The organism is Vibrio sp. TRT 2004 (assembly GCF_050113735.1).
GTDB lineage: Bacteria > Pseudomonadota > Gammaproteobacteria > Enterobacterales > Vibrionaceae > Vibrio.
In genome coordinates, this window is record NZ_JBNJOH010000041.1 from 24736 (window position 1) to 37540 (window position 12805).

The 12805-nt window shown below is 45.8% G+C and carries 12 protein-coding genes; 5 read left to right on the plus strand and 7 right to left on the minus strand.

What is annotated here, in order from left to right:
- Positions 1-42: 42 nt before the first annotated feature.
- A complete protein-coding gene (locus tag ACQEXR_RS15375) occupies positions 43-1020 on the plus strand; it encodes a sensor domain-containing diguanylate cyclase (RefSeq protein ID WP_427020688.1) in 978 nt (325 codons plus the stop codon).
- Positions 1021-1045: 25 nt separating this feature from the next.
- On the opposite strand, the gene zntR is transcribed toward ACQEXR_RS15375, so the two are convergent.
- A complete protein-coding gene (zntR, locus tag ACQEXR_RS15380; protein WP_138972999.1) occupies positions 1046-1456 on the minus strand; it encodes a Zn(2+)-responsive transcriptional regulator in 411 nt (136 codons plus the stop codon).
- Between the two features lie 285 nt (positions 1457-1741).
- On the opposite strand from zntR, the gene purH reads away from it, so the two are divergent.
- Both purH and purD read left to right on the plus strand, forming a co-directional pair.
- Positions 1742-3334, plus strand: coding sequence for a bifunctional phosphoribosylaminoimidazolecarboxamide formyltransferase/IMP cyclohydrolase (gene purH, locus ACQEXR_RS15385; protein ID WP_269377063.1), 1593 nt, complete (start codon positions 1742-1744; stop codon positions 3332-3334).
- A 114-nt stretch (positions 3335-3448) separates the two neighbouring features.
- The gene (gene purD, locus ACQEXR_RS15390) at positions 3449-4738 is read left to right on the plus strand and encodes a phosphoribosylamine--glycine ligase (protein ID WP_427020689.1); all 1290 of its coding nucleotides are present in this window, start codon (positions 3449-3451) and stop codon (positions 4736-4738) included.
- Positions 4739-4888: 150 nt separating this feature from the next.
- Here purD and ACQEXR_RS15395 read toward each other — a convergent pair whose 3' ends face one another.
- Together ACQEXR_RS15395 and hupA are read right to left on the minus strand one after the other, a co-directional pair.
- Positions 4889-5584 carry a DUF1481 domain-containing protein gene (locus tag ACQEXR_RS15395; protein WP_427020690.1) on the minus strand — a complete coding sequence of 232 codons (696 nt, stop codon included), beginning with the start codon at positions 5582-5584 and terminating at the stop codon, positions 4889-4891.
- A gap of 88 nt (positions 5585-5672) precedes the next feature.
- Positions 5673-5945 (minus strand): nucleoid-associated protein HU-alpha, encoded by a 273-nt coding sequence (gene hupA / locus ACQEXR_RS15400; RefSeq protein ID WP_269377059.1) that lies wholly within the window; start codon positions 5943-5945, stop codon positions 5673-5675.
- A gap of 330 nt (positions 5946-6275) precedes the next feature.
- On the opposite strand from hupA, the gene ACQEXR_RS15405 reads away from it, so the two are divergent.
- Positions 6276-7349 carry a hemolysin family protein gene (locus tag ACQEXR_RS15405; protein WP_331417598.1) on the plus strand — a complete coding sequence of 358 codons (1074 nt, stop codon included), beginning with the start codon at positions 6276-6278 and terminating at the stop codon, positions 7347-7349.
- A gap of 134 nt (positions 7350-7483) precedes the next feature.
- Here ACQEXR_RS15405 and ACQEXR_RS15410 read toward each other — a convergent pair whose 3' ends face one another.
- A complete protein-coding gene (locus ACQEXR_RS15410; RefSeq protein ID WP_138972995.1) occupies positions 7484-8071 on the minus strand; it encodes a YjaG family protein in 588 nt (195 codons plus the stop codon).
- Positions 8072-8156: 85 nt separating this feature from the next.
- On the opposite strand from ACQEXR_RS15410, the gene ACQEXR_RS15415 reads away from it, so the two are divergent.
- Positions 8157-9083: a D-2-hydroxyacid dehydrogenase gene (locus ACQEXR_RS15415; protein WP_427020691.1), complete on the plus strand. Its 927-nt coding sequence runs from the start codon at positions 8157-8159 to the stop codon at positions 9081-9083.
- Positions 9084-9209: 126 nt separating this feature from the next.
- Here the strand turns inward: ACQEXR_RS15415 and ACQEXR_RS15420 are convergent, their stop codons facing one another.
- From ACQEXR_RS15420 to ACQEXR_RS15430, 3 genes are all read right to left on the minus strand, one after another.
- Positions 9210-10376: a nucleotide sugar dehydrogenase gene (locus ACQEXR_RS15420; protein WP_427020692.1), complete on the minus strand. Its 1167-nt coding sequence runs from the start codon at positions 10374-10376 to the stop codon at positions 9210-9212.
- Between the two features lie 209 nt (positions 10377-10585).
- On the minus strand, positions 10586-12232 hold the full coding sequence (gene groL / locus ACQEXR_RS15425) for a chaperonin GroEL (protein ID WP_138972992.1): 1647 nt from the start codon (positions 12230-12232) through the stop codon (positions 10586-10588).
- Positions 12233-12307: 75 nt separating this feature from the next.
- Positions 12308-12598: a co-chaperone GroES gene (locus ACQEXR_RS15430; protein ID WP_004410737.1), complete on the minus strand. Its 291-nt coding sequence runs from the start codon at positions 12596-12598 to the stop codon at positions 12308-12310.
- Positions 12599-12805: the final 207 nt, after the last annotated feature.

Here is a 12805-nt window from a genome sequence, read left to right on the forward strand (position 1 = left end):
CAGATATAATGCAAAATTACGTTTTTGTTCGGACTGAGCTACATGGCTGATATGCAAAGGGAAGAATGGCTGAGCCTGATGCTACGAGAGTTGCCGGAACGACTGCTGATCCTTGATGAGCATGGTCGTATCTTAGAGACCTTTGGTAGTACGCTTCAATCTCCCTCTTACAGCACAGAGAAACTAAACCAAACATTTAGCGACCTAGTTCCTCCAACTGTTGCAGAAAAAGTGCACCAGAGCCTGACGCAAACGTTAAAATCAAATCAGACAACTCACCTTCGCTACTCAATTACTCCTTGTCAGTTGCTAATGTCTTCGATTGAAGAATTAGATGCATGGAGTGATATTGAAGAGCGTTGGTTTGAAGCGATATTCAAGCCAATTACTCTGAGTAATGGCTCCAAATACATTATGTGGCAAGAGCGTGAAATCACCCTCGCGCGCCAGCAAGAATTGGAGTTAAGAAAACTTGCTGATACCGATGAATTAACTGGGATCTTAAACCGCCGCGCTTTTATGCTCTATTTGGAGCAAGGGTTTAACAACCCGTCAGAGCTGGGACTATCCTGTTTAATGATAGATATCGACCACTTCAAAGAGATCAATGATCAGGTCGGCCATTTATCTGGTGACGAAGTAATCACTCAGGTTGCCCACATTTGCCACGAAATGATCCGAGGTAATGATTACATTGGTCGTTTAGGGGGAGAAGAGTTTGGTATCGTCTTGACAGATACCAATGCCATCCAAGCCTATGACATTGCAGAACGAATTCGTCAATCTATTGAGTCCACACCGTGTCACGTTGATGGACATATTATCTTACCTACGGTCAGCATCGGTATTGCAGAACTCAATGGTCAGGTTTCGTCCGTTCGTGAACTGATGGTACAAGCCGATAAAGCAATGTACTACTCGAAGCAGACTGGTCGCAACCAGGTTACTCTCTACTACGACAACCTGCCTCAAATTAAAAGCACAACCGAGCTTAAAGCGAATATCCGTCGCGCGTCTTAACGCCACCTTGTATCGCCGAGTGGGATCACTTTTCTTCACTGGCTAACGCACCGAGAATCGAACAATGACTCGCATCATCATCAACATGCCCACAGCAGGCATCATTGATTTTTTTCAACGCACTGCGTATCCGTTGTAACTCACCAATTTTCTCATCAATCAAGTTCAGCTTTGCACTCGTAATCGCTTTCACTTCGGCACAACTATGTTCTGTTGCTTCTAGCTTTATCTCTAACAATTCACGAATCTCATCAAGACTCAAACCCAGATCTTTCGCCTTTAGGATAAAGCTGACCTGATTCTGGTTTTGTTGATTATATAAGCGGTAGCCAGACTCACTTCGCCCAGCAGGCTTAATCAGTTGGTTTTTCTCATAAAATCGCAGAGTATCTGCGGTGACATTACACCGTTTTGCCAGTTCACCGATCTGAAACATAACTTTTCCTATTAACTGTTTCATTACTTTTTAAGTCAAAAGACGAGCTTTTTGCAATTAATTTTGCGATGCCAAACGATTGCGCGAGCTTTTTTGTAATAAATTAGTTAGAATGTGCGCCATCAAACTCAGAGACTAGTCTATCACCAGCCAATGCTGGAAAGGTCTTTACCAAAACTGGCCAATATTTTACTGCTATTTACCTAGTAAAGCGTAAGAACAAGTTCATTTTTGGCAAATATCTTTATTTATATATTAACTCTGTGACTTTGAGGAAATGGAAGCATGACTAACGCTCGTCCTATTCGCCGCGCTCTAATCAGCGTATCAGACAAAACTGGTATTGTTGAGTTTGCCCAAGCTCTTGCTAACCGTGGCGTTGATATTCTATCCACTGGTGGTACAGCTCGCCTACTAGCAGAGAAAGGGATCTCTGTTACAGAAGTATCAGACTACACTGGTTTCCCAGAAATGATGGACGGTCGTGTTAAGACTCTACACCCTAAAGTTCACGGTGGTGTGCTTGGCCGTCGAGGTCAAGATGATGATGTGATGGAAAAACACGGCATCAACCCTATCGACATCGTAGTCGTTAACCTCTACCCGTTCGCAGAAACCGTTGCTAAAGAAGGTTGTACCTTAGCTGACGCGGTTGAAAACATCGACATCGGTGGCCCTACAATGGTTCGTTCTGCTGCTAAAAACCACAAAGACGTAACGATCGTGGTTAATGCTCACGATTACGAGCGTGTTATCGCAGAAATGGATGCTAACGATAACTCTCTAACCTTAGAAACTCGCTTCGATCTAGCGATTGCCGCATTCGAGCACACGGCTGCTTACGACGGCATGATCGCTAACTACTTCGGCACTATGGTTCCTTCATACGGAGAGAACAAGGAAGGTGATGAAGAGAGCAAATTCCCTCGCACTTTTAACCAGCAGTTCATCAAGAAGCAAGATATGCGCTACGGTGAAAACAGCCACCAGGATGCCGCTTTCTATGTAGAAGCGAACCCAGAAGAAGCATCCGTTTCGACTGCACGCCAAATCCAAGGCAAGGCGCTTTCTTACAACAACATTGCCGATACTGATGCGGCACTAGAGTGTGTTAAAGAGTTCGACGAGCCAGCTTGTGTCATCGTTAAGCACGCTAACCCATGTGGTGTAGCACTCGGTAGCAACATCCTAGAGGCATACGATCGTGCATACAAAACGGACCCAACGTCTGCATTCGGCGGCATTATCGCATTCAACAAAGAGCTCGATGCTGAAACAGCAACGGCTATCGTTGAGCGTCAGTTCGTTGAAGTGATTATCGCACCATCTGTATCCGCTGAAGCGATTGAAGTGGTTGCAGCGAAGAAAAACGTTCGTCTACTTGAGTGTGGTGAATGGTCAACCAAGACGACAGGTTTTGATGTTAAACGCGTTAACGGTGGCCTTCTGGTTCAAGACCGCGATCAAGGCATGGTAAGCCTAGATGACCTTAAAGTCGTGTCTAAACGCCAACCGACAGATGAAGAGCTAAAAGACGCGCTATTCTGCTGGAAAGTTGCGAAGTACGTTAAATCAAACGCGATTGTTTATTCAAAAGGCGACATGACTATCGGTGTTGGCGCAGGTCAAATGAGCCGAGTTTACTCAGCAAAAATCGCTGGTATTAAAGCAGCTGACGAAGGTCTGCAAGTCGAAGGCTGTGTTATGGCTTCTGATGCATTCTTCCCATTCCGTGATGGTATCGATGCAGCCGCAGAAGCGGGCATTAAATGCGTAATTCAACCAGGCGGCTCTATGCGTGATGACGAAGTTATCGCAGCCGCAGACGAGCACGGTATGGCGATGATCTTTACGGGTATGCGTCACTTCCGCCACTAAAAAGAAGCTAGAGCGCTTCGCGCAGAGTCGCGAGCAGCGAGTACGGTTAACAACAATCACTCGAAGCTCGCTACTCAATATTCGAAGCTAAGCAATTTGATTGAAGGATTTAAAATGAACGTATTGATTATTGGTTCTGGTGGTCGTGAACATGCTCTTGGCTGGAAAGCGGCACAAAACCCAAATGTAGAAACTGTTTTTATTGCACCAGGTAACGCAGGTACAGCACTTGAGCCTAAACTTGAGAACGTCAACATCGGCGTTGAGAGTATTTCTGAGCTGGTCGCTTTTGCGAAAGAAAAACAGATTGAGCTGACCATTGTCGGCCCTGAAGCTCCATTGGTAATCGGTGTGGTTGACGCTTTCCGTGAAGCGGGTCTGCCTATCTTTGGCCCTACGCAAGCCGCTGCTCAGCTGGAAGGTTCTAAAGCTTTCACCAAAGACTTCTTAGCACGCCACAATATTCCAACGGCTGCTTACGCAAACTTCACTGAGATTGAACCTGCTCTGGCTTACGTTCGTCAACAAGGCGCGCCAATCGTCGTAAAAGCTGACGGCCTAGCCGCTGGTAAAGGCGTTATTGTTGCAATGACGCTAGAAGAAGCGGAAGAAGCGATTAAAGACATGTTGGCGGGTAACGCGTTTGGTGAAGCTGGTAGCCGTGTTGTCATTGAAGAGTTTCTCGACGGTGAAGAAGCTAGCTTTATTGTTATGGTCGATGGCAAAAGCGTACTGCCAATGGCCACCAGCCAAGACCATAAGCGTGTCGGTGACAAAGACACAGGCCCGAATACCGGTGGTATGGGTGCTTACTCTCCTGCGCCAGTGGTTACTCCTGAAATTCATGAGCGAATCTTGCAAGAGGTTATCTACCCAACCGTTCGTGGGATGGATGCTGAAGGTGCACCGTACACAGGTTTCCTTTACGCTGGTCTAATGATCGACAAAGAAGGCACGCCAAAAGTGATCGAATACAACTGTCGATTCGGTGATCCAGAAACGCAACCAATCATGATGCGTATGGAATCCGATCTTGTTGAGCTTTGCTTGATGGCAATCGACGAAAAGCTAGATGAAGCCGAGTCTAAGTGGGATCCTCGCGCGTCTATCGGTGTAGTACTAGCAGCAGGTGGCTACCCAGGTGATTATGCGAAAGGTGATGTCATTTCTCTCCCAGCGAATGAGCAGGAAGGAGAGAAAATCTTCCACGCTGGCACAACCAACAATGCTGATGGCGATGTGGTCACTAACGGTGGCCGTGTTCTATGCGCGACGGCGCTTGGAAATAGTGTCTCAGAGGCTCAGGAACGCGCTTACGCACTCGCTAAACAAGTTAGCTGGAACGGAATGTTCCATCGTAATGACATCGGCTACAGAGCGATTGAACGCGAGCAAGGGAAATAGCTTCTAGCTTCTAGCTTCTAGCTTCTAGCTTCTAGCTTCTAGCTTCTAGCTTCTAGCTTCTAGCTTCTAAAACGTAAAAGGCTTGGTCATCAATACCAAGCCTTTTGTTTATTCTGATCATCACCGGCGACTAGTGTCGCTGGCTAACAGTTACTCTTCTATTAAACTCGGCCGTTCGATACAGTCATGACTATCATCTGCAAGCATCAGCAATTCACTAGCAACGATTCGATTGCCACGAGTAGTGCCAAGGAATGCCGCGTAGCTGTCAATCGTGGATAGGCGGTTGACGACAAAACTCGGCAAAGTTTCGTTAAACTCAACTTCTGAGTAACTCTTTCCTGAGCAAGTATCAAACGTCGAGCCATCCCAATAGCCTTGAATAAGAGCTAAACCGTCTCGACTCTGCCCTTTAGTGACATTGGAAATGTTCAGCGCTTCTTGTTTCAACCAAGCTAATTTCTCAGATTTGAGCGGCAGTACACGTCCATCAAGTCGATATTGTTGATAAACCGCCTCACCATCTTTATTAAAACGGACATGGATGCGATATGGCACTAGCGCTTTGTTGTCTTTTAATTGCTCTCCCTCACGAATCAACTCTCGTAACTTTCCCTCATCCCAACGATAGTCAGTTTTGTACCAACCATAATCGCCAGCACTGACATGATCAGCGGCGGTGTATGGAAAGCTGAGTCTCTCGGTGTACCAATACAAACTCGTGGCATCACCGATTGTCTGGCCGCCAGTATAATCAGAATATTGGTCAAGGTTTGGCGTCGGTACGCTCGAAGAGCAACCGATAAGCAAAGAAGCGATTAGTGAAGGGGCTAGTAATTTTTTCATCTTCATAAAACAAATATACGCCAAGATAGGGACTACCTTGACGTATTATATACAATCTAGAGCGATTGACTCTGAAATCGGTACTTAATTATTTCACTGAATCTTTCAGTGCTTTACCTGCTACGAATGCTGGTACATTTGCCGCTGCGATTTGGATCTCAGCACCTGTTTTAGGGTTACGGCCAGTACGTGCAGCACGGTGGTTAACTTTAAATGTACCAAAACCAATTAGTTGAACTTGGTCACCCTCTTTCAGTGCACCAGTCACACCTTCAAGAGTTGCTTCAAGAGCAGCTTTAGCTTGTGCTTTAGATAGATCTGCTTTCTCTGCGATAAAGTCGATTAATTGGGTCTTGTTCATTAGGTTTCCCTTCTCATAGGTTATCGAATTCCACTCACTCTAAATCATAAATGCCCTATCTGGCAAAGGTTTGTAAGCGATCTTTAGCTCTCATGACGTACTTTTAACCATAATCTGAGCATTAACTCACAATTTGTTACTGTGACAGAGAAACTTAATACTTGTTTTTAACCATCTTTAGCCTTATTTATAAGCATGCAATAGCCCGTAAAGCCTGATATTTCGGGACTTAAAGCGAATAGAAAGTGCTCACATCGATAATGCGCAGGCATGAAAATTTACCCTTTTCATGCAAAATTTGATGAGTGTATAAAACCACATAGGACATTTATGTTTCTGCTAACAATATACGTCTCTGTTGCGATTGGCGTATCGTTTATCTGCTCCGTTTTAGAAGCGGTTCTTCTGAGTATCTCACCAAGTTATATCGCCCAATTGCGTCAGCAAGGCCACCCTGCTGCCACCTCATTGGCTAAGTTAAAAACAGATATCGACCGACCACTAGCGTCGATCCTGACACTCAATACGATTGCCCACACCATCGGCGCAGCAACCGCAGGTGCTCAAGCAGCCGTCGTCTTTGGGAGTCAATGGCTAGGCGTTTTCTCTGGTGTTCTTACACTCGGCATACTTGTTTTTTCTGAGATCGTCCCGAAAACCATTGGTGCGACGTACTGGCGTCAATTAGCACCAGCTGCCGCGACGACATTGCGCTGGATGGTATGGTCGCTAACACCGTTTGTGTGGTTCTCAGAGCAGATAACCAAACGCCTATCTCGAGGGCATCAAGCACCAAAAATGCGTGACGAGTTGTCAGCGATGGCGATTCTTGCGCGCGAGAGCGGAGAGTTTGCCGAAGGTGAGTCAAAGATGCTCAACAACCTTCTGGGTATTCAAGATGTACTTGTCACACAGGTCATGACCCCTCGCCCAGTGGTTTTTCGCGTTGATGCAGAAATGACAATCAATGAGTTTCTTGACCGTCATAAAGATTCGCCGTTTTCTCGTCCTCTGGTCTACAGCCAGTCTACGGACAATATTATTGGTTTTGTGCACCGCCTCGAACTGTTCAAACTGCAACACGCTGGTAGTGGAGAAAAACAACTCGGAGCGGTAATGCGCCCAGTCCATGTTCTGCTCAACACCATTAAGCTACCAAAAGCCTTTGAACAAATGATGGCAAAGCGCCTGCAACTGGCCATGGTGGTCGATGAATACGGTACGATTCAAGGGATCTTAACCCTTGAAGACGTTTTCGAGCACTTAGTTGGTGAAGAGATTGTCGACGAAGCTGACCGTGCAACGGATATGCAGGAGCTTGCCTTTGAACGCTGGGAGAAGTGGAAGAAAACCCACGGCGTTATCGAAAGTCGCGATGATGACGAAAAGGCGAGTAGCGAGTAGCGAGTAGCGAGTGGCAAGTTGCGAGTTGCGAGTTGCGAGTTGCGAGTTGCGAAAAGAAAGAGGGTTGACGTTTTATGTCAACCCTTCTCTTGTTCCTGTTTACTCATAGCTAGAAGCTAGATACTCGCAGCTTTCTAGATCTCTATACCGATATTACTGACACCTTCATCACGCAGTTCAAAGCGTAAGTCTTTAATCAACTCAATATCACGCTCTTCTGCTTCACGAAGTGGACGGAAGATTGCCCATTGCACATCCCATTCACCGCAAACCGCTTCATTCTCTTTCTGGTTTTCGTTAGTAATCTCTTCACCCGTTTGCGCTTCTTCTAGTTGAGCAACCGTCATTACAGATTGTTGGCTAACCTTATGCATGTTTTCATACAGGTAGTCTCTATCTAGCAAGCCGTGAAGAAGATCGGACAGAGCCACACATGCGTCAATGGCTGGATAAACACCATAGAAGTCGAAATCCTCTGAGCTAGGAATAATTTCTTCTAACTTTTCTAGCTGGCGCTCAAAGTTCACTTTGGCGGTTTTAACGGTTAACTGTTCCCAAATACTATCCAAAATATCACGATAAATTCGCGCTTCGGCAAACTTGGTGCTTTCACAAAACATTGCGAAGTTTGGATACATACGTTCACACAAGCTCACCATAAAGGTAATCTGTTTCCATGGTTCTAACTTCTCAAGGCGAAGCTGAAGAGGATTCTGTAGCATAGAGACTCTTTGGGTCTGTTGACCTAGTTGCTGAATTAGACAGCGGAAAGTGTACTTGATAACCAACAGGGAAAAAAGCAAGGCGATGAACAATTTCACTCATAAAGTTTACCTTCTCACTGAAGATGACACTTATTACCTCAAGCTGCTTGAATCCGCACAGCTAGATGACTTAGAAGTTACTCAAAAACGCGACGAGGCAACGATCCTACTCGCCTCTCCACCAATGGCGGCAAAATGCCTTGATCAGTTCCCAAAACTGGAGTGGATCCAAGCTATCTATGCTGGTGTTGATGCGTTGCTTCCACATTTGAACGGTTTTACAGGCCCATTGACCAATGTCAAAGGAATATTTGGTCAGCAGATCTCTGAGTATGTACTTGGTTATAGCATTGCTTATCAGCGCCATTTTTATCACTATCATACCGAGCAACAGGGCTCTAACTGGCAACCAATGCCATACCAATCTCTAAGTGGCAAAAAAATGGTCGTTCTCGGCACAGGTTCCATTGGTTCCCATCTTGCAGAGGTTGCCAAAAGTTTTGCTATTGTGCCTATCGGAGTGAATCGCAGCGGTATACCGACAAAACACTCCCCTTTTGCAGCAACCTACCATATTCAAGAACTGACCACTGCCCTGCAAGAAGCCGATATTGTCGTTAATACACTACCGAATACGCCTCAAACTCGACATATCCTCAACCAAGAGAGCTTATCGCACTGCCAAGGTGCTCTGCTCTTTAATGTCGGCCGAGGCACTGCAGTAGAAGAAAATGGGCTGTTAAGTGCCTTGAACAATAGACATATCCGCCACGCGTTTCTCGACGTGTTTGCGCAAGAACCACTGCCTGAGAGCCACCTTTTCTGGACGCATGAAAATATTACGCTCACGCCACATATCGCAGCGTTAAGCTTTCCGGAACAAGTGGTCGATATCTTCGTAGAGAATTATCAAAGCTGGCGTGATGGCTTTAGCCTAAATAACCTTGTCGATATCAATAAAGGCTACTAGTTCGAGTCAAAACACATATTAGAAGAGCGATTATGCCTATGGGGTTATGTTATCCGTGACTATGTAAACAGCCACCTAAAGCCACATAACAGGCAATAAAAGCGCCTAACGGAGCTTTTGCATAAGTTAATCTGAACCAAACAGATCTCGGGTATAGACCTTGTCAGCAACATCTGCTAGCTCTTCTGCCATGCGGTTAGACACGATAACATCCGATTTAGCTTTAAACGCATCGAGATCACGTATCACTTGTGAATGAAAGAATTCATCTTCTTCAAGCACAGGTTCATACACGATAACCGTAATCCCTTTCGCCTTAAGGCGCTTCATGATGCCTTGTATGGAAGATGCTCGAAAATTATCTGAGCCAGATTTCATGATAAGACGGAATATACCAACGACCTGTGGCTCACGTTTTAAGATCGAGTCAGCAATAAAATCTTTTCGGGTGCGGTTCGCATCAACGATTGCGCCGACAATATTGTTAGGCACATCCTGGTAGTTAGCTAATAACTGCTTAGTGTCTTTAGGTAAGCAGTAACCGCCATAGCCAAACGAAGGATTATTGTAATGGGCGCCAATACGTGGATCTAAACCGACACCTTGAATGATCTGCCTCGTATCTAGGCCATGCGCTTCTGCATAGGAGTCAAGCTCATTAAAGTAAGCCACGCGCATCGCGAGATATGTATTAGAGAACAACTTAACCGCTTCGGCCTCGGTAGAGTTAGTCAGAAGCACATCGATATTCTCTTTAAAAGCCCCCTCCACCAGCAGATTAGCGAACTCTTGCGCGCGCTCACTCTGTTCACCGACAATGATACGTGATGGGTGTAAGTTGTCGTAGAGCGCTTTACCTTCTCGAAGAAACTCAGGCGAGAACAGTAGGTTACTACAACCTAACTCCTTCTTAATACGGTCGGTGTAACCAACAGGAACTGTAGACTTTATCACCATGATCGCTTCTGGGTTGATTGCCATAACATCTTTAATCACCGACTCAACAGAAGAGGTATTAAAGTAGTTTGTCACAGGGTCATAATCTGTTGGGGTCGCAATTACGACAAAGCGTGCTCCTTCGTAAGCCATTCCCTTATCAGTCGTCGCAACAAAGTTGATCGGTTTATTGGTTAAAAAATCCTCAATCTCGACGTCCGCTATGGGCGAGATTTTTTGGTTTAGGAGTTCCACCTTTTTTTCAATAACATCTAGCGCAACCACTTGATGGTTTTGCGCAAGTAACATTGCATTGGAGAGGCCTACATACCCTGTACCAGCTACGGCAATCTTCACAACTTACTCCATTTAAGTCCAATCTCGGAGAATCTGGGGCTCTCTGTATTGAGCTGTTATTGTTCCGAAAGAATGAGACTAGATCTATTAACTAATAAGCACAGCGTACACCGACATGCTGCGCCAAAGCGCATAAAATACCACACAACTTAACTCAAACAAAAACGGAGACCATAGTCTCCGTTTTTAGATGTTAAGTAGCTAGGCGGTTACATCATACCGCCCATGCCACCCATACCACCCATGCCGCCCATATCAGGCATAGATGAAGCATCTTTCTGTGGTAAGTCAGTCACCATGGCTTCAGTTGTGATCATTAGACCTGCAACTGATGCTGCGAACTGTAGTGCGCTACGAGTCACTTTAGTTGGATCTAGGATACCCATCTCAATCATGTCACCGTATTCGCCAGTTGCAGCGTTGTAACCGTAGTTACCTTCACCTGCACGAACGTTGTTCGCAACAACAGACTCTTCATCACCTGCGTTCTTAGTGATTTGACGGATTGGCGCTTCCATTGCACGTAGAGCAACGCGGATACCCACGTTTTGTTCTTCGTTGTCACCTTCTAGGTTAGCAACTTTAGATGCTGCGCGAATAAGAGCCACACCACCACCAGCGACAACACCCTCTTCAACCGCTGCGCGAGTTGCATGAAGCGCATCTTCAACGCGGTCTTTCTTCTCTTTCATTTCAACTTCAGTCGCGGCACCAACTTTGATCACTGCAACACCGCCAGCTAGCTTAGCTACGCGCTCTTGTAGTTTCTCTTTGTCGTAATCTGAAGTTGCTTCTTCGATCTGTTGACGAATTTGAGCAACACGACCTTGAATCATCGCTTCTTCACCAGCACCATCGATGATAGTAGAGTTTTCTTTAGTGATAGTGACACGCTTAGCTTGACCTAGGTCTTCAAGAGTGACTTTCTCTAGCTCTAGACCGATCTCTTCAGAGATCACTGTACCGCCTGTTAGGATAGCGATGTCTTGTAGCATTGCTTTACGACGGTCGCCAAAACCTGGTGCTTTAACAGCCGCTACTTTTACGATGCCGCGCATGTTGTTCACTACTAGCGTCGCTAGAGCTTCACCTTCAACATCTTCAGCAATGATAAGTAGTGGACGAGATGCTTTCGCTACCGCTTCTAGCGTTGGAAGAAGTTCACGAATGTTCGATACTTTCTTATCGACTAGTAGGATGAATGGGCTTTCTAGATCTACGCTGCCCGCTTCTTGGTTGTTGATGAAGTAAGGAGACAGGTAACCGCGGTCAAACTGCATACCTTCAACAACATCTAGCTCATCTTGTAGAGCCTGACCTTCTTCAACAGTAATCACACCGTCGCGGCCGACTTTTTCCATCGCTTCAGCAATGATGTTACCTACTGTTGCATCAGAGTTTGCCGAGATAGTACCAACCTGAGCGATCGCTTTTGTGTCTTTACACTCAACAGACAGTGCTTTTAGCTCTTCAACCGCTGCAACGACTGCTTTGTCGATACCGCGCTTAAGATCCATTGGGTTCATACCCGCTGCAACTGCTTTTAGGCCTTCGTTTACGATTGCTTGCGCAAGAACAGTTGCTGTCGTTGTACCGTCACCCGCTGCGTCGTTCGCTTGAGACGCAACTTCTTTAACCATCTGTGCGCCCATGTTTTGGAACTTGTCTTCAAGCTCGATTTCACGCGCAACAGATACACCATCTTTAGTGATTGTTGGTGCACCGAAAGATTTGTCTAGTACAACGTTACGGCCTTTAGGGCCAAGAGTGACTTTTACTGCATCAGCTAGAATGTTCACACCCTCTAGCATCTTAATACGTGCGTCATTACCAAATTTAACGTCTTTAGCAGCCATCTTTAGTTTCCTTGTCTAAATTCTGTTTAATGATTTCAAATTGAACCTGAGCAAAAAATTACTCAATGATTGCTATTACTCAACGATTGCCATGATGTCGTTTTCTGACATCACTAGCACTTCTTTACCGTCGATTTTTTCAGTTTTAGTACCGTAACCTTCAGCGAAGATAACAGTGTCGCCAACTTTAACGTCCAACGGTAGTACTGTACCGTTTTCTAGGATGCGGCCTTTACCCACAGCTAGTACAACGCCGCGAGTAGATTTCTCTGCAGCTGAACCAGTCAGAACGATACCACCCGCTGACTTAGATTCAACTTCTTGGCGTTCTACGATAACTCGGTCGTGTAATGGACGAATGTTCATCGGTCGTCTCTCCTGAATTTCCATGGTTGATTTGATAAGTGGCTTTCACAGCCTAGCGGTATCTATATGAGGGGTAGATTGGCTAAACCCAAGGGGGAATAAGAATATTTTTGAGAGTTTGAACACAAAACGAGTGGCGAGTGGCGAGTGGCGAGTGGCGAGTGGCGAGTGGCGAGTGGCGAGTGGCGAGTGGCGAGTGGCGAGTGG

Bases quoted from the DNA above. Each gene is read 5' to 3' on its own strand.
- ACQEXR_RS15415 (WP_427020691.1), top strand. From the start codon at position 8,157: ATGAACAATTTCACTCATAAAGTTTACCTTCTCACTGAAGATGACACT.
- purD (WP_427020689.1), top strand. From the start codon at position 3,449: ATGAACGTATTGATTATTGGTTCTGGTGGTCGTGAACATGCTCTTGGC.
- ACQEXR_RS15375 (WP_427020688.1), top strand. From the start codon at position 43: ATGGCTGATATGCAAAGGGAAGAATGGCTGAGCCTGATGCTACGAGAG.
- zntR (WP_138972999.1), bottom strand. From the start codon at position 1,456: ATGTTTCAGATCGGTGAACTGGCAAAACGGTGTAATGTCACCGCAGAT.
- ACQEXR_RS15430 (WP_004410737.1), bottom strand. From the start codon at position 12,598: ATGAACATTCGTCCATTACACGACCGAGTTATCGTAGAACGCCAAGAA.
- purH (WP_269377063.1), top strand. From the start codon at position 1,742: ATGACTAACGCTCGTCCTATTCGCCGCGCTCTAATCAGCGTATCAGAC.
- hupA (WP_269377059.1), bottom strand. From the start codon at position 5,945: ATGAACAAGACCCAATTAATCGACTTTATCGCAGAGAAAGCAGATCTA.
- groL (WP_138972992.1), bottom strand. From the start codon at position 12,232: ATGGCTGCTAAAGACGTTAAATTTGGTAATGACGCACGTATTAAGATG.
- ACQEXR_RS15395 (WP_427020690.1), bottom strand. From the start codon at position 5,584: ATGAAAAAATTACTAGCCCCTTCACTAATCGCTTCTTTGCTTATCGGT.
- ACQEXR_RS15405 (WP_331417598.1), top strand. From the start codon at position 6,276: ATGTTTCTGCTAACAATATACGTCTCTGTTGCGATTGGCGTATCGTTT.
- ACQEXR_RS15410 (WP_138972995.1), bottom strand. From the start codon at position 8,071: ATGCTACAGAATCCTCTTCAGCTTCGCCTTGAGAAGTTAGAACCATGG.